This is a genomic window from Bradyrhizobium sp. USDA 3315 (assembly GCF_054056795.1).
On sequence record NZ_JBSRYP010000001.1, the window covers coordinates 8,165,329 to 8,181,139 of the forward strand.

Below are 15,811 nucleotides of genomic sequence, written 5' to 3' on the forward strand. Positions count from 1 at the left end.
TATCGGAATATGCCTGTCCGGACCGCCGCCGCGGGCGGCGATCTCGCGGCTCTGCTGACGGCGCGCCCCGCCTAGAACTGGACGCCGCGCGTCAACGCGCCGTCCACCACGAGGTTGGTCCCGGTGATGAAGCTCGCCGCTTTGCTCGCCAGGAACACAGCGGCGTTCGCCATCTCCTGCGGCGTGCCCATGCGGCCGGTCGGGTTGAGCGCCAGTGCTGTCTTGTACAGTTCGGGATTGCCGTCCTTGATCATGTTCCAGACACCACCCTCGAAGTAGGTGTTGCCCGGTGATACCGAATTGGCCCGGATGCCCTTGGCCGCGAGCTGGTAGGCAAGGCCCTGCGTGTAGTGGATGATCGCCGCCTTGAACGTACCGTAGGGACCGCTGGCAAAATCGACCTCGCGTCCCGACACGCTCGAGATGGTGACGATCGCGGCGGCGCCGCTCTTCTCCAGATACGGCATCGCCGCGTTGACGAGGCGCACCGTCCCCATCATGTCGGTGGAGAATTCCTTCTCCCAGCTCTCCTCGTCCTGCCCGATCGACAGCGCGCTGACATTGGCGACCACGACATCGATGCCGCCGAGCTTGGACGCCATGTCGGCGACCCAGGCCTTCAGGGCCGGCCCGTTTGAGACGTCGACGGCACTACCGAACGCCGAAACGCCCTTGGCCTTGAGCGCTGTGACCGCAGCGTCGACGTCGCCCTGGTTGCGCGCACAGATGCCGACATTGGCGCCCTCGGCGGCGAACGTGTCGGCGATCGCCCTGCCGATGCCCTTGGTGCTGCCGGTAACGAGAACCTTTGCTCCCTTGAGTCCGAGATCCATGTCCATTCCCTCCATTATTATCAATTATGCAACGCACTGATCTTCACCGCATCGCGCGGTCGATCACAGCAACAGCTGCGCGCGAACGTTGTCCGCGTTGACCTCCTCACCGGCCAGCGATCGCGTGATCTTGCCCTTCTCCATGATGTAGCAGCGCTGCGCGATCTCCAGGATGGTGTCGAGATTCTGCTCCACGAACACGATCGTGGTCCCGAGCTCCGCTCGGAACGATTTCAGCGCCTCGCAAATATGCTGCACGATCGACGGCTGGATGCCCTCCGACGGCTCGTCGAGGATCATCAGCGCCGGATTGCCGATCAGCGCGCGGCCGATCGCAAGCTGCTGCTGCTCGCCGCCCGACATGGTGCCCGCGATCTGGCGCCGGCGCTCCCTCAGGCGTGGAAAATACTCGTAGACGAGCTCGGGCAGCTTCTTGCCTTCGGGCCCGCCGATCAACTCGCCGACCTGCAAATTCTCCTCGACGCTCATTTGCGGAAACACGTCGCGGCCCTGCGGGATGTAGCCGAAGCCGGCGCGCGCCCGCGCATCGGCCTCGAGCTGCGTGACATCCTGATCCATGAAGCTGATGGTGCCGCGCCAGGTCTGCAGCAGACCGATCAGGCACCGCATCAGGGTCGACTTGCCGACGCCGTTGCGGCCGATCACGCCGACGATCTCGCCGCGCGACACCGACATGCTGACGCCTTGCAGGATCGGCGTCGCGCCGTAGCCCGCCCAAAGCCCCGACACCTCCAGAATGCGATCAGTGGGCATGAGTCTTACCCAGATAGATTTCTGCGACCTTCTCGTCTTCCAAAATCGCCTCCAAGCTGCCGCGCGCGAAGATCTTGCCAAGATGCAGAACGGTAACGCGCTGGGCAACCTGACGCACGAACGCCATGTCGTGCTCGACGACCAGGACGGTCATGCCCTCGGCATTGAACGACTTGATCAGCTCGCCGGTCTTGAAAGTCTCTTCCGGCGACATGCCGGCGGTCGGCTCGTCCAGCAGCAGCAGCTGCGGCTGCAGCGCCAGCGCCATCCCGATCTCCAGCCATTGCTGCTGGCCGTGCGACAGCGCACCGGCGAGCTTGCCGCTATCGTCAGCCAGGTTGAGCAATGCGAGCAGCCGCTCCTCTTCAGCACGGCATTCCGCGCCCGAAATGCGTTCCTGCAGCGCGATCTGGATGTTCTGCCGCACCGGCAGCTCCTTGAACACGCTCGGCGCCTGCATCTTGATGCTCATGCCGCGCTGCACCCGCGCGTAGGGCCGCTCGACGGTGATATCGATCGAGTCGAAGAAGATGCTGCCCGTGGTCGGCGGATAGAGCCCGACGATCAATTTGAACAGCGTGCTCTTCCCGGCCCCGTTGGGCCCGATCAAGCAGTGGACCTCGCCGGCATTGACCGTCAGGTCGACATCGGAGACGGCGGTCAATCCGCCGAAACGTTTCGATACGCCTTTTACGTCGACTAACGCCATGATTCAGGTCTCATCCGATTGCAGGCGGGCGGTATCGGCCAGCGCGGGGGCTTCGTCGCGGCGCCGACGCCTGGTCCACCAATCGACGACGAGCTTGCCGATGCCGAGCACGAAGCCCTGCGGCGCCAGCATCACGGTGGCGAGCAGCAGCACGCCCATCAGCACCAGCGCCGCTTGCTGGCTGTAGACCGTGATGGTCTGAAAGCCGAACAGCAGCAGGAACGATCCGACCAAGGTCGCGGTCAGATCGTTGCGTCCGGAGAACGCCACCCACACGATCGGCATCGCCGCCGCCGGCAGGCCGATGCTGGATGGCGTGATGAACTGCCCCCACGACGTGTACAGTGCGCCGCTCAACCCTGCGAGGCCGCTGCCGATCACGAAGGTCAAAAGCTGATACTTGCGGACATCATAGCCGAGCATCTCGGCGCGCTGCGGATTTTCCCGCGTCGCCACGATCACGTTGCCGACGCTCGAGTTCACCAGCATGCGTAGCGCGATGTAGACGATGACGATCAGCGCGATCATGACGTAATAGAGCGCCGAGCCCTCGATGTCGAAGTCGCCGACCGTGAGCGGGTCCATTCCCTTCATGCCGTTGAAGCCGTTCAGCCGGGCCGGACCGATATGCCATTCGGGTCCCGCGGTCTGCCCGAGGAAGAAGGCAAGCACTAGCGTCGCCGACAACGTCACGATGCCGAAGAAAATCCCGCTGATGCCGCCCCAGATCATGAAGTAACCGAGGATCCCGGCCGCGATCATCGCGATGACCACGGAGAGAACCAGCGCGGCGATCGTGGTCGTTCCCCCGCCCATATTGATGGCGAGCACGCCATAGCCGTAGCCGGCGATGCCAAAGAAGAAGGTCTGGCCGAACGACAGCATGCCGCCGTATCCCCACATCAGGCAGAGACCGAGCGCCATGAATATCCAGATCAGGAAGTAGGCGAAATTGCCGACGTCATAGGAATCGGCGAACAGCGGATAGATCAGCGCCCCCGCCAGCACGGCGAGGAAACAGGACCAGAAGATCTTCCCGCGTCCGAGCGTCTGCGGGCCCTCGAGCAGCTTCAACATCAGAAATTCCCGTCTAGCGCCCACGACGAACCAGCACGCTGGATAGTCCCTCGGGCAGCACACGTATGATCAGAATGACAGCAAACAGCATGCCGATCTGGCCGATGATCTGCCCGTAGCTGGCATTCAATGCCATTCGGATCATCGCCAGGAACACCGCGGCCGGCGCGGTTCCGAGCAGGACATTGGCGCCGCCGATCACCACGGTGACGAAGCTCTCGACCACAAAGGTCGCGCCCATGGTCGGGATCAGCGTCATGGTCGGCGCGTAGAGCGCGCCGCAGAGCCCCGCGAGCGCGGTGCCGATACCGAAGCTGATGGAATAGATCCGCCCGGTGCGCGCGCCGAGCGCCTTGGCCATCGCCGCATTCTGCATCGTGGCGCGGGCGATCACGCCAAAGCGCGTCTTCATGAAGATGACGTAGAGGCCCGCAAGGACCGCTACCGCACAGGCAAACAGCACCAGCCGGTAGGTCGAAAACGTATAGCCCCCGATCGCGAAGCTTCCTTCCGGCGTGCCAATACCGCGCACCGCGGAGCCGACGATCAGCAGCATCGACTGCGTCACGATCAGACTGAGGCCCCAGGTCGCGAGCAGCGAGTCGAGCGGTCGCTTGTAGAAGCGCCGCACGACGAGGTACTCGACGATCATGCCGATGATCCCCGCCGTCAGCGCGGCCAGGATCTGCGCGATCGGAAGCGGCACGCCGAGATTCACGAGCCCCACGGTGACGTAGGCGCCGCACATGATGAACTCGCCATGCGCCATGTTGATGACGCCCATCATGCCGAACACGATGGCCAGGCCCGCCGCCGACAGGATGAGGAACGCGAAGACATCGGCGAACTGATAGAATACCGAGAAGAGTTCAGCCGACATTCCGGTCTCCCTGATCGCGGCGCCGCATCATTGCGGCGCCGGCTTGCTTCAAAGCCGCGATGCAAACACGAGCAAGATTCGTGCCTGCGCGCATCACGACTTGCTGGGAAGATGACTCGGCGTGTACTGATCCTTGTCGTTCTTCTTGGTGAGGTCGCAGCCGATCTCGCCGAGCCAGTATGGCTGGATCGTCCCGTAGTCCTTCTCCACCGTCACCTCATGCTTGGGCCCGACCGAGATCAGGCGCATGCGGTGCGACGTATGCTGGCTCTTCGGGTCGATGCAGACCTTGCCCTCGGGAGCCTCGATGCAGGCATCACCCGTTGCGATCACCTTTCGCATGTCCTCGAGCTTGGTCGACTTCGCCTTCTCGACCAGCGCCTTGTACATGTAGAGCGCGTTATAGGCGTTGTAGCCCATGTCGTTGATGTAAAGCTCATCGGGGAATTTTGCGTGCCAGCGCTTCTTGAAGTCATTGGCTTCGGGGGTATCGATCTCCTCGAACCAGTTCGCGGTCGCATGCATGTTGTTGAGCGCCGGCGGCTTGAACCGCTTGTGCTCGAAGCCGAGCATGATCTTGATCGAAGAGCCCATCGGCAGGTTGAGGTTGGCCGCGGCCGCCTGCTCGAAGAACGAGTCCTGGGCGGCGCCGACATTGATCGTCAACAACCAGTCCGGCTTCGCCTTCTGGATGTTCTGGATCGTCTGCGCGAACTGCGACACGCCGAGCGGGATGAATTCCTCGCCCACGACCTCGCCGCCGAGGTCCTTCATGATCTTGCGGTTCCATTCCGCGGAGATCTGGCCGAAATTGTAGTCGGCTGCGATGACATAGACCTTCTTGCCGAACTTCTGGACCATCCAGGGGATCAGGGTCGAGAACTGCTGCTCCGGCACCGCGCCCATGCTGATCATGCTGGCGTCGCAGACACCGCCTTCATACTGGTTCGTATAGAAGTACGGCGTGGTGGTGCGATCGACGATCGGACGCAGCGCCTCGCGCGATGCCGAGGTGATGCCGCCGATCAGCACGTCGACCTTGTCGCGATTGAGCAGCCGTCGGCCGAACTCCTGATAGCGGGCATTGTCACCCTGGGGATCGAGATGGATCAACTCGATCTGCCGGCCGAGAATGCCGCCGCTCTTGTTGATCTCCTCGACCGCGAGCTGCGAGCCGTGCAGCTTCGGCATGCCCATGAAGGCGAGATCGCCGGAGACGTCCTCCAGCAAGCCGACCTTCAGCGGCGGCTCCGCCGCCTGGGCGACACCTATTGCCGCGGTCCCGAGCATTGCACCAAGCAAAGCCATTCCGACTATACGCCCCGAATACATCGCGATGTCCTCTGTCGTTGAAGGATGTTTGAAGTCACGCCTTGAGGTAATTCTTCAGGATCGACGCCCCCATCGTGTATTTGGGATCGACCATGTTGCCGAGCCGCATGCGGCCGGCCTGGCTGAGCAGCATGTAGGCGTCGATCTCGTCGAAGCCGTAATCGGCGCTCATCCAGCGCACGAGCTCGCGATAGGCGATGCGCGCCGCGTCCTCGAGCGGGCGCGCGCTGCCGATCGTCATGATGAAGTCGCGCGTCTCGAGCCGCGGCCAGGCGAAGCTCCAGTTCTTGATCAGATCGATCTGCAGCGTCACCGTCGCGCGCTGCTCGAGCGCGACGCCCGAGAGCTCGCCATCGCCCTGCGTCGCGTGGCAGTCGCCGACATAGAGCAGCCCGCCTTCGGCATGCACCGGCAGATAGATAATCGCGCCCGGTGCGACGTCGGGCAGGTCCATGTTGCCGCCGTGATAATCGGGCTGCAGCGAGGAGATCGCCTCGATCTCTGGCGAGACGCCGATCGTGCCGATGAACGGTTCATAGGGCAGCGTGATCTTGTCGTTCCAGCGCACGCCGTTGCGGTCGACATGCAGCTTCCTGACGCGTTCCGGCAGCGGCGGATTGAGCAGCGCCGTGGATGCGGTCCCGACCAGGCCGCCGAACTCCGGAATGATGCAGGTCGTTCCGGCCGGCTGCGCGCCGCGGGTCTCGACGTCGCGGATATAGACGGCGAGGCAATCGCCCTTCTTGGCGCCTTTGACCGCGATCGGTCCGCATTGCGGGTTCAGATAGGGGAAGTTCAGCTTCGCCGTAGGGCTGTCGCTTTCGCTGGTGAGCACGCCGCCGAAGGCGTCTTCGGTTTCGACAACGACGACCCCACCTGGGTCGATCGAAAGGGTCGGCTTGGCATAGGGCCCATAGACGTAATGGAAGCCGCCCTGCTGCTCGATCGTCAGGCTATGGGTCGTGCCGGTCGCGCCCTTGGCAAGGGCGCGCTTGGCCATGATGGAACTCTTCAACCAATCCTCGGTCATGCGGTCGGCTCCTCAATTCAGATCGCGGGATGGCGCTTGTGCCAGTCGGTGACGCGCTGGAAAGCATCGCCCGCGCGAACGAGGCTTGCTTCGTCGAAGTGACGGCCGACGAACTGGAAGGCGATCGGCCCGCCGTTCGGCGCGAAGCCGCCGGGAAGCGTGACGGTCGGGCTGCCGGTCATGTCGAACGGACAGGTGAAGCGCAGCAGCCCGGTAATCAGCGACGGGTCCTCACCCAGCGCCGCCATCTTGGCCAATGTCGGCGCAGCGAACGCCTGGGCCGGAACGGCGATCAGATCGACCGTCTCGAACAACAGCCGCACCGCGCCGCGGAATGCTTCGCGCCGCAGCACGATCTTCTGATAGTTCATGCCGGATTGCGCCCGGCCGAGATCAAGCAGGCCGGCGAGCGCCGGACCGTATTCGTCCTTGCGGGCCGGATAGGTCTCTTCGTGCGCGACCGCCACTTCGATGCCGCACAAGGGGAACCAGTCCTCGATGACGGCCTTGGGATCAGGAAACGTGATGTCCTTGATCTTCGCGCCCAGATCGGCAGCAACGCGCAGCCCTTCGCTGAGCACCTTGCCGGCAGCCTCGTCGGTACCTTCGCTGGTCCAGCGCCGATCGACCCCGATCGTCACGCCGCGCAAATCGCCGGACAGGCCGGCGAGATAGTTCGGCACAGGCAGCGGCACGGAGGTGGTGTCCTTGGGATCCTGGCCGGCAATCACGGCGAGGATCGCGCCGCAATCGGCCGCGCTGCGCGCCATCGGCCCGATGTGATCGAGCGTTGCCGCAAGTTCGAACGCGCCATAACGGCTCACGCGTCCCCAGGTCGGCTTCAGCCCGGTGATGCCGTTGGCGGCCGATGGAAAGCGGATCGAGCCGCCCGTATCGGTGCCAAGCGAGCCAAAGCAAAGCCCCGCGGCGGTGGCGACGCCGGAACCGCTCGACGATGCGCCCGACCACAAATCGGCATTCCACGGATTCTTCGGCGGGTCGATCTTCGGGTGATGGTCGGCATAGGCGCCCTCGGTCTGCTGCAGCTTGCCGAGGATGACAGCGCCGGCATCCTTCAACCGCGCGACGACCGTGGCATCCTCGCTCGGCCGGAAGTCCCGATGAATGGTCATGCCATGCGCGGCCGGCGCGCCCTTGGCCCAGCACAAATCCTTGACGGCGATCGGCACGCCGTGGAGCGGTCCCTTGATCTTGCCGGACGCGATGTCCTTCTCGGCTGCCGCCGCTTCGGCCAGCGCCGCCTCGCCCATCACATAGGCGTAGCTCTTGAGCTTGCCGTCGAGCTGCTCGATCCGCCCGAGCATCGCCTTGGTCACCTCGACCGGCGAGAGCTTTTTGGCCTGGATTTGCTGCCCGATCTCAATGAGCCCGAGATAGTGAAGATCCGTCGTCGGCATCGTTTCTCATCCCCGCACTTGACATGACGCAAGCGCAGGCACTGCCCATCACCGCGCATGCGCCTCCGGCTTGGCGGCACGGACGTGTCGCCAATTTGTTTAGCGGCAAAAGCAAAAAACCACCCGCCCCTCCGAAACGAAGGTGACGAATGGCCCAAATGCCGCGGCTATGAACTATCGCATGGGTCCGAAGTCGAACGGAGCACTCTGCGCGGCGATCGGGACGTCATCGGCCAAATCGACGCACGCAAGGTTCGACAGGAAGCCCTGTAGGAGAAAATTCTAAGGAGGTGTGCAGCGCGTTGTCAACGAGGCTGGCTGCACAAATTTCGCGAGGTGCATGCGCAGCAAATCGGCATGACCTCTTGCACCGACCTCTGCGAAGATGATTTCCTTGATGCGTTGCGCCGCCGAAAGCACTCAATGACCAAGCCCTCCATTCCAGTTGGCATCATCTGCTCGCAGCACGGGCCCTATCAGGCCATGGGACGCGAGATCCTGAAGAGCGCCATGATGGCGGTCGACGAAATCAACAATCAGGACGAGTTCGACTTCGCGATATCTGCGCATGTCCGCGATCCCCGCGGAATCATTTCGGAGTACCACACGGTCTGCGACGACCTCATTCGCAACGTCGGCGTCGAGCACATCATCGGCTGCTACACTTCGGCCTCGCGCAAGCAGGTGCTGCCGATCGTCGAGCGTACCGATCGCCTGCTCTGGTATCCGGCGCGCTACGAGGGGTTCGAGTGCTCCGACAATGTCATCTATGTCGGCGCCTCACCCAATCACAACGTGCTGCCACTGGTGCGTTACGTGCTCGATAATCTGTCGCACGAGATCTTCTGTGTCGGCTCCAACTACGTCTGGACCTGGGAAACCAATCGCGTCACCCGCGAGCTGGTGACGGTGGCCAAAGGACGCATTCTCGCCGAACGCCTGCTCGAACTCGGTGAAAGCGCGGTCACCCACATCGTGGACGAGATCGTGCGGCGCCGGCCGCCGGTCGTCTTCAACACCTTGGTCGGCAGTTCGAGTTATGACTTCATCCGCGCCTTTCATGCGGCGACCGCCGCGGCCGGCCTCGACATCCCGATGCTGAGCTGCAGCCTGTGCGAGCCCGAGCTCAAGATCGCGGGTCCCGCGTCGGCCGGATGCATCACCTCGTCGGCCTATTTCGAGAGCATTCGCCTGCCCGAGAACCGGGCCTTCGTGGCGCGCTGGAAGGCGCGCTACGGCGAGCACAGCAGCCCGTCCGTCGACGGGCAATCCGCCTATGTCGCGGTCTATCTGCTGGCCCGCGCGCTGCAGCGTGCCGGCACATCCGATATCGGCGAGGTGCGGCGCGCCGCGGCCGGCCATCGCTACAATTCGCCGCAAGGTCCGGTCTGGATCGACGGCAGCAACAACCACTGCGTCCTGACGCCGCGGCTGGCCGTCTCGAACGCCGAAGGACAGTTTGACATCTTCTGGGAAGCTGAAGCGCCGGTTAGACCGGATCCTTATCTGACGCAGCTCGACATCGCCGCCAGCCCGGCAAGGGATGGAACGTTGCCGAATGCGCCGCATTTGCGGGTTGTGAAATGAGCAAACCGTCGTCATTTTCGCTGCGCGGGCGCAAGGCGCTCGTCGCCATCAAGGATGAGCGCGATGCCTCGATCGTCAGGCGCCAGTTCGAGCGTCTCGGGATCGAGATCGTCACATGGGAGCCCGGTGCCAGTATCGACTGCCGTCCCGACGTGACGCTGATCGATGACGAGTTCCTGCCGCTCACCTCGCCGGCGCAACGGACGTCGCTTGGACGAAGCCCGGTCATCACCCTGCTCGGCACCGAGACGCCAAGCCGTCTGAAGCTGGTGCTCGACCTCGATCCGGCGTCGTTTCTGGTAAAGCCGCTGCGATCGGCCGGCATCTATGCCGCGCTCGTCCTGGCTTTCGAGCGAAGCGAGCGCACCAGCGAGCTCAAGCAGCAGGTGCTCAAGCTGGAGCAGCGCCTGCGATCCCGCCGTGTCGTGCTCGCCGCGGTCCTTCAGGTCATGCACACCCATGCGCTGGCCGAGCCGGCTGCCTTTGCGCTGATCCGCCGCGCCGCCATGGAGCAGCGCAAGACGATCGAGGAACTCTCGGCGGAGATCACCGCAAAGGGTTCCCTGCCGCGGGCAACGGGCTAGAGCCGGGACTATTTCTTCAGTTCTGCGTAGAGCTGCATCACCCGTTGCGGCAGCACCTCGATGCGCGGCACGCGGAGCGCATAACGCTCGCCGAAAATCCGATCGAGCTGGGGAAATTTGTGCTCACCGATACCAAAGGCAAAGATATCGGTGCCGCGCCGCCGCAGCTGCTGCGCGGCCCGGCGGGCGTCCTCGACGAGATATTGCGCATCCGGCACGTCGACGTCGGACGGCTCGCCGTCGGTCAGAACCAGCAGCACTTTCCGGAACGCGCGTCGTTCCGCGAGGTAGCCCCCGGCATGGCGCAATGCCGCGCCGAGGCGCGTGGAATGGCTGCTGCCAAGACCCGCGAGACGTGAACGAACCACGGCATCCATCGGCTCCGCAAAGCCCTTGATGCGCAGATAGCGCACGCGCTCGCGGCCGTCGGAGCTGAAACCATGCACCGCGATCGCATCATTCGCGGCCTCGACCGCCGCCGCCATGATCGCAGCCGCCTTGCGTTCGACGTCGAGGACCGTCCGGCCGCGGCGGTCACGGTCGGCGGTCGATTGCGACAGGTCCAAGAGCAGCAGGATGGCGAGATCGCGCGGTCCCGGCGCATCGCGCTGGTAGACCCTGGGCTCGCTGATATTGCCGGTGCGCCGCTCGATCGTCAGGGCGATCGCCGCGTCGATGTCGAGCGCGTCGCCGTCGCGCTGGCCCTTGTGTCTGATCCGGCGGCCGATCGACGCGTCGCGGGTCAACTCCGTGATCCAGCGCATCGCCTCGGCGTCCGTCGAGGAATCGAAGGGCTGCGCGGAAACGGCTGCATCGGCTTCCAGAATCGTTGTCCAGTCCGGCCGCTCGGTACGCGCCGCATAGTCCCATTCCGGGTAGGTCGCGACCGGAAACCCGTCCAGCAGCGTTACCGCGCTGGCCTTCGCGCGCAGCGTCTCGTCCGGCCTGGCGTTGTCGTCGGCCGATTGGCCACCCGCATCGTCGCGCCGCTCGATCCGGACGGAATCGACGGCAAGTTCGATCGTCTCGGCCGGACTGTCCCGCTGGTCGCCGAAATCCCACAGCGCCAGATTGTCGTCGCGATAGGCAGGTTCGACGACGTAGCTCTTGGCGTTGAACTGCAGCCGCATCTGCCCGATGTCGTTGCCGAGCAAACCACCGATCTCGCGGCTGATGGCGGGATCGGTCCAGCGGCCGGCGGCAGCGGCAAACAGCGTCCGTCCCTTGGTCACCCACGCATCCGGATCCTGATAATCGGGATCGATCAGCGCCCGCGCCAGCCGCATCATCAGTCCGGCTGCGGTTGCCTGGCCGGCTGGCGTCGCGCTGTGAAATGGCAGCCACAGCCGGCGCAGCCCCGGCATCTGGTGGAGCGCCAGCGCCTCGACCCGGGCATCCTCGATCAGCGAGACCAGCGCGATCTGCAGCGCCTTCAGTCGCCTCACCGGAAAGCGGACGGTGGAATGCACCAGATGCGCGCCAGCATGCGCGACCGCCGCGAGATAGACGGCGTCGGCCGCCTCGCCCTCGAAGCCGGGAAAGGTCTGCGGAAGACCGACGAGGCCGGCGGCGAGCGAGGTCCGCCGCGGCACCGGCGTCGGTGCAACGGCAAGTTTGCGGAAACGCGGCTTTCTGTTCCACAACGCGATCGTGGTTGCAGCGAGGCGCTTCTCCAGCCGCGCGAAATCATCCCCGCTCCGACCGGCTGCGAACAGCTGCGCCGAAAGCTGATCGTCGAGCGCGAAATAGGCGCGGCGGCGCGATGCGCGACTGCCACTGGCGCGCAAGCCAGCGGAGACCCACGCCGCAAACTCGTCGCCGCCGGCATGCGTCAGAAACTGCCCCAGCCGGCCGATCGCGAGCCCCGCCGACTCCGGCCCGGTGGCTGCGAGTTCGTCGAGCGCGGCGAGAACTGCGGTGAATTCTCCTGCACCCGCAAGCCGGGGCAGCACCTTGGACAATTCGGTCAGCAAGGCATGGGCGACGCGGCTTCCGGCACTGCAGCCGATGTCCCTGACCGCGCGGCCGATCGCGATCAGATCATCGGCCGATCGCTGCGCCGGCCATTGCTCCGATAGACGCAGAAAACCCTGCACCACGGCTTGACCGAGATTGGCCTCGAACAGGGCGTGCACGGCCTCGTCCCAGACCGCCAAATGATCGAACCAACCGGTTCGCTGCAAAGCGGCGCGCGCCGCCTGCACGGCCGCAGCTACATCGTCATGGCCGCGCAACAGTGCCGCAAGCCGACGTCCGGACCGGAAGCTATCGAGCGAACTGATTTGCGCGACCGCCACCTGCAATCTTCCACTTACCCACAGGCCGAGATCACGTCGCGCAACGTGTTCCTGGTGTCCGCATCATCGGTCAAGGGAACGACGATCGTGGTCTCGCAGGCCTTTTCGAGGCTGATCCCGCATCCGATCAGTCGGCCGGCATTGACCAGCATCCGGGTCGAGGCACCTTCGTCGAGCCCCTGGCCTTTCAGGTTGCGGCTGTGCTGGGCGATCTTCACCAGGAGATCGGCGAGGTTCGGCTCGATACCGGCTTCGCGCGACACCACCTCGGTTTCGGCCGGCCGATCAGGATAGCCGAAATCCAGCGCCGCGAAGCGCTGCTTGGTGGATTCCTTGAGGTCCTTGATCGCGCTCTGGTAGCCCGGATTGTAGGAGATCACGAGCTGGAAGTCGGAATGGGCGTGGATCAATTCACCACGCTTTTCCAGCGGCAGCACACGACGATCGTCGGTCAAGGGATGGATCACGACCGTCGTGTCCTGGCGCGCCTCGACGATCTCGTCGAGGTAACAGATCGCGCCAAGACGCACCGCTGTGGTGAGCGGCCCGTCGCTCCACACCGTGCCCTCTGCGTCGAGCAGCCAGCGCCCCACCAGATCCGCCGCCGTCATGTCCTCGTGGCAGGCGACCGTAATCAGCGGGCGGCCCAGCCGCCACGCCATATATTCGATGAAACGGGTCTTGCCGCAGCCGGTCGGGCCTTTCAGCATCACCGGCATGCGGTTGGCGTAGGCTGCACCGAACAGTTCGACCTCATCCTTGAGCGGCCGGTAATACGGCTCCTCCCGGATGCGGTACTGGTCGAGCAGCAAAGCGGGATTGGACAAGCTCACGCCTCCCATGATCGCGCAGGCAGCCGTTCGCAACCGGTCGATATCACGATGCGAGCAGCTCCTTGAGCTTGCCGTCGATAAAGTCGACATCGACCGGATTGGTCCCCGGCCCGCCGGCGAAGTGGCCCCAGATCGACGGCACCGGCACGAGCTTGGCGTTCGGCATGTTCTCGACCTCGAACGCGCTGTCCTCCGGCGGGAAATAGAGATCGGTCTGCCCCGGCATGACATAGGCCTTGGCCTTGATCGCCCGCAGCGCGGCCTTGAAGTCGCCGTTGTAGATTTCGTTGTCGCTGATGTCGCCGTGCTGCCAGGTCCACAGCATGGTCAGCAGATTGTTGGGATCCTTCGGCAGGAAGAAGCCTTCCCAGAACGCCACCAGGAAATCCTCCAGCGACGAATAGCCCAGCGTCTTGATGTCGAGCTGCTCGCGATAGAAGGCCTGCGAAAAGCCCCAGCCGGCATAGACACGCGCGGCAGCGCGCAGGCCGCGGGCCGGCTTGTCGGTATACCAGCCTTCCTTCCACGCAGCATCCGCGGTGAGCGCCGCCTTCACGCCCTCGAGGAACACGAAGTTGTGCCGCGAGCATTTGGCCGAGCCACAGAACGGCGCCAAGAGGTCCATCATATCGGGATAGAGCGCGCCCCAATGGAACGTCTGCAGCGCGCCCATCGACCAGCCGACGACGAGACGGATATGCTTGATGCCGAATTTCTCGGTCACCAGCCGATGCTGGGCGCGCACATTGTCATAGGCCGTCACCTGCGGAAAACGCGGTCCATTATACGGTTCCGGCGTGTTGCTCGGCGACGACGACAGCCCGTTGCCGAGCATGTTCGGGATGATGATGAAGTACTTTGCCGGGTCGAGCGCCCTGCCCGGTCCGATCAGCCATTCATTGTCGTAGTGCTGGCCGGAGTACCAGGTCGGATAGACGATGACGTTGTCCTTGGCTGCGTTGAGCTGGCCATAGGTCTTGTAGGCGAGCTTGCAGTCGCGAATGGTCGCGCCGCGCTGCAAGGTCAAATTGCCGAGATCATGGATCTGATAGTCGACGCTCATTGATGTACCCTTCTTGCTTGATCGAGCTGATCGCTTACGCCGGACGCGCCACCTTTTCAGTCGGAGACTCCACCCGTGCGATCGCACCGTACACGATGCCTGCGACCACCGCGGCGGAGATCGCAGTGGACAGTCCCGGCATCAGGTTTTCAACCGCAAAGGCAAACAGCGACCCGATGCCCCAGGCGATGAACGGCTTCGCACGCCAGTCGACGTCCGCGCGCGCCTCGGCCCGTAGCAGATACTGATCGACCAGAATGATCGCACCGATCGGCGGCACGAGGATGCCGAGCAGCGACAGCCACTGGATGAAGAACGCCCAGACATTGCCGGCAGCGACCAGGATACCAAGCGCGCCGAGCACCACCGCCATCAGCCGCATATTGGTCCCGAGGATGCGCGACCAGCCGGTCGCCGCATTGTACAGGCAATGCGAGCAGACCGAGCCTAAATTGGCATAGAGGAAGATGAACGCGAGGATGCTGAGCCAGGTCAGCTGCTTGCCGTTCATGTAGCCGAACATGTTGTCGACACCGAACGGATTTGCGTTCGGCACGGCGAGCGCCGCCGTCATCACGCCGCCGACCAGCATCGCCACCAGACTGGCGAACGGAAATGCGCTGAACGTGGCAAACAGCGAGGCCCGCGTGCTCGGCGCCCAGCGATTGAAGTCCGCTGTCACCGTGCCTGCATCGATGAACAGCGCGAGCACCACGGTAAGCCCGACGCCCATCGACATGCTGGCGACGCCATTGTTGCCGGCATAGCCGAAGATCGCCGCCGACGTCGTGGTCGAGGCGGCATCGGCCGCGACCCAGAGGCCAAGCACGACAAACAGCGGCACCGACGCCAGCCCGATCCAGTGCAATCCCTTCACGCCGACGAAGGTGATCCCGATATAGAGCACGCCGGCGACGATGGTCATCGCCACATAGTTGAGGCCGTAGGTCGAGGAGATCAATGCGCCGGTGATGCCGGTCTGCACCGCATACCAGCCGAGCAGCAGGGTCGACAGCAGGCCCGACGCCAGCACGTAGCCCTTCTTTCCGAACACGATGCTGGCGATAAGCGCGAAGTTCATGCCTCGCCGGGTGCCGATCAGGCCGAGCGCGCCGACATAGGCGAACATGATCAAATTGCCGATGATCATCGCCACTAGCGCATTCTTGAATCCCATGCCCAGCACCAGCAACGATCCGGTCATCGCGCCGGTGATGATCATCGGAAAGCCCAGCCACACCATCGTGACCGAGAAGGCGCTGCGCCGAGCGCTCATCGGTACCGGCTCGTGCTCGAATTCATGGCCGAGAAGATCGTCGATCTGCCCTTCGGTCTGCTGAACCAGCCCGCTATTCGATTGACCGCTCATGATGTCCCCCCTGTTTCCTCCGCGA

The 15,811-nt window shown here is 63.9% G+C and carries 14 protein-coding genes; 2 read left to right on the forward strand and 12 right to left on the reverse strand.

What is annotated here, in order from left to right; genetic code table 11:
- Positions 1–71: 71 nt before the first annotated feature.
- The 8 genes from ACVIYL_RS38375 to ACVIYL_RS38410 all read right to left on the reverse strand — a co-directional run bounded on the left by ACVIYL_RS38375 (position 72) and on the right by ACVIYL_RS38410 (position 8,053).
- The gene (locus ACVIYL_RS38375; protein WP_225647396.1) at positions 72–833 is read right to left on the reverse strand and encodes an SDR family NAD(P)-dependent oxidoreductase; all 762 of its coding nucleotides are present in this window, start codon (positions 831–833) and stop codon (positions 72–74) included.
- Positions 834–896: 63 nt separating this feature from the next.
- On the reverse strand, positions 897–1,607 hold the full coding sequence (locus ACVIYL_RS38380) for an ABC transporter ATP-binding protein (RefSeq protein ID WP_016845725.1): 711 nt from the start codon (positions 1,605–1,607) through the stop codon (positions 897–899).
- Positions 1,597–2,316, reverse strand: coding sequence for an ATP-binding cassette domain-containing protein (locus tag ACVIYL_RS38385; RefSeq protein WP_456780999.1), 720 nt, complete (start codon positions 2,314–2,316; stop codon positions 1,597–1,599). The genes ACVIYL_RS38380 and ACVIYL_RS38385 overlap by 11 nt, the downstream gene beginning before the upstream one ends.
- 3 nt (positions 2,317–2,319) lie before the next feature.
- On the reverse strand, positions 2,320–3,393 hold the full coding sequence (locus tag ACVIYL_RS38390) for a branched-chain amino acid ABC transporter permease (protein WP_057015931.1): 1,074 nt from the start codon (positions 3,391–3,393) through the stop codon (positions 2,320–2,322).
- Between the two features lie 13 nt (positions 3,394–3,406).
- On the reverse strand, positions 3,407–4,273 hold the full coding sequence (locus ACVIYL_RS38395) for an ABC transporter permease subunit (RefSeq protein WP_253609376.1): 867 nt from the start codon (positions 4,271–4,273) through the stop codon (positions 3,407–3,409).
- Between the two features lie 93 nt (positions 4,274–4,366).
- Positions 4,367–5,581: an urea ABC transporter substrate-binding protein gene (locus ACVIYL_RS38400; RefSeq protein ID WP_092080051.1), complete on the reverse strand. Its 1,215-nt coding sequence runs from the start codon at positions 5,579–5,581 to the stop codon at positions 4,367–4,369.
- Positions 5,582–5,639: 58 nt separating this feature from the next.
- On the reverse strand, positions 5,640–6,635 hold the full coding sequence (locus ACVIYL_RS38405) for an acetamidase/formamidase family protein (RefSeq protein ID WP_057015930.1): 996 nt from the start codon (positions 6,633–6,635) through the stop codon (positions 5,640–5,642).
- 17 nt (positions 6,636–6,652) lie between these two features.
- Complete coding sequence (locus ACVIYL_RS38410; protein WP_253609377.1) at positions 6,653–8,053, reverse strand: amidase; 1,401 nt, start codon at positions 8,051–8,053, stop codon at positions 6,653–6,655.
- A gap of 423 nt (positions 8,054–8,476) precedes the next feature.
- Between ACVIYL_RS38410 and ACVIYL_RS38415 the strand changes: the two genes are divergently transcribed.
- A complete protein-coding gene (locus tag ACVIYL_RS38415) occupies positions 8,477–9,640 on the forward strand; it encodes a transporter substrate-binding domain-containing protein (RefSeq protein WP_456781000.1) in 1,164 nt (387 codons plus the stop codon).
- Entirely contained in the window at positions 9,637–10,224 is a 588-nt protein-coding gene (locus ACVIYL_RS38420; RefSeq protein WP_253609379.1) for an ANTAR domain-containing response regulator, read from the forward strand. Before ACVIYL_RS38415 ends, ACVIYL_RS38420 begins: the two co-directional genes overlap by 4 nt.
- An 8-nt stretch (positions 10,225–10,232) precedes the next feature.
- On the opposite strand, the gene ACVIYL_RS38425 is transcribed toward ACVIYL_RS38420, so the two are convergent.
- From ACVIYL_RS38425 to ACVIYL_RS38440, 4 genes are read right to left on the reverse strand one after another with little or no spacing between them, the layout of a single operon-like run.
- A complete protein-coding gene (locus ACVIYL_RS38425) occupies positions 10,233–12,521 on the reverse strand; it encodes a nitric oxide reductase activation protein NorD (RefSeq protein ID WP_253609380.1) in 2,289 nt (762 codons plus the stop codon).
- Between the two features lie 14 nt (positions 12,522–12,535).
- Positions 12,536–13,363 (reverse strand): CbbQ/NirQ/NorQ/GpvN family protein, encoded by an 828-nt coding sequence (locus tag ACVIYL_RS38430; RefSeq protein ID WP_051002629.1) that lies wholly within the window; start codon positions 13,361–13,363, stop codon positions 12,536–12,538.
- A gap of 34 nt (positions 13,364–13,397) precedes the next feature.
- The gene (locus tag ACVIYL_RS38435) at positions 13,398–14,417 is read right to left on the reverse strand and encodes an alpha/beta fold hydrolase (protein ID WP_225647402.1); all 1,020 of its coding nucleotides are present in this window, start codon (positions 14,415–14,417) and stop codon (positions 13,398–13,400) included.
- A 34-nt stretch (positions 14,418–14,451) separates the two neighbouring features.
- Positions 14,452–15,786, reverse strand: a complete 1,335-nt coding sequence (locus ACVIYL_RS38440; RefSeq protein ID WP_456781001.1) for a purine-cytosine permease family protein — start codon at positions 15,784–15,786, stop codon at positions 14,452–14,454.
- Between the last annotated feature and the right edge of the window lie 25 nt (positions 15,787–15,811).

What these genes read in the sequence shown, in the direction of transcription:
- ACVIYL_RS38375 (WP_225647396.1), bottom strand. Translation starts at nt 833, where the DNA reads ATGGATCTCGGACTCAAGGGAGCAAAGGTTCTCGTTACCGGCAGCACC.
- ACVIYL_RS38395 (WP_253609376.1), bottom strand. Translation starts at nt 4,273, where the DNA reads ATGTCGGCTGAACTCTTCTCGGTATTCTATCAGTTCGCCGATGTCTTC.
- ACVIYL_RS38385 (WP_456780999.1), bottom strand. Translation starts at nt 2,316, where the DNA reads ATGGCGTTAGTCGACGTAAAAGGCGTATCGAAACGTTTCGGCGGATTG.
- ACVIYL_RS38420 (WP_253609379.1), top strand. Translation starts at nt 9,637, where the DNA reads ATGAGCAAACCGTCGTCATTTTCGCTGCGCGGGCGCAAGGCGCTCGTC.
- ACVIYL_RS38430 (WP_051002629.1), bottom strand. Translation starts at nt 13,363, where the DNA reads ATGGGAGGCGTGAGCTTGTCCAATCCCGCTTTGCTGCTCGACCAGTAC.
- ACVIYL_RS38435 (WP_225647402.1), bottom strand. Translation starts at nt 14,417, where the DNA reads ATGAGCGTCGACTATCAGATCCATGATCTCGGCAATTTGACCTTGCAG.
- ACVIYL_RS38400 (WP_092080051.1), bottom strand. Translation starts at nt 5,581, where the DNA reads ATGGCTTTGCTTGGTGCAATGCTCGGGACCGCGGCAATAGGTGTCGCC.
- ACVIYL_RS38440 (WP_456781001.1), bottom strand. Translation starts at nt 15,786, where the DNA reads ATGAGCGGTCAATCGAATAGCGGGCTGGTTCAGCAGACCGAAGGGCAG.
- ACVIYL_RS38405 (WP_057015930.1), bottom strand. Translation starts at nt 6,635, where the DNA reads ATGACCGAGGATTGGTTGAAGAGTTCCATCATGGCCAAGCGCGCCCTT.
- ACVIYL_RS38380 (WP_016845725.1), bottom strand. Translation starts at nt 1,607, where the DNA reads ATGCCCACTGATCGCATTCTGGAGGTGTCGGGGCTTTGGGCGGGCTAC.
- ACVIYL_RS38390 (WP_057015931.1), bottom strand. Translation starts at nt 3,393, where the DNA reads ATGTTGAAGCTGCTCGAGGGCCCGCAGACGCTCGGACGCGGGAAGATC.
- ACVIYL_RS38415 (WP_456781000.1), top strand. Translation starts at nt 8,477, where the DNA reads ATGACCAAGCCCTCCATTCCAGTTGGCATCATCTGCTCGCAGCACGGG.
- ACVIYL_RS38410 (WP_253609377.1), bottom strand. Translation starts at nt 8,053, where the DNA reads ATGCCGACGACGGATCTTCACTATCTCGGGCTCATTGAGATCGGGCAG.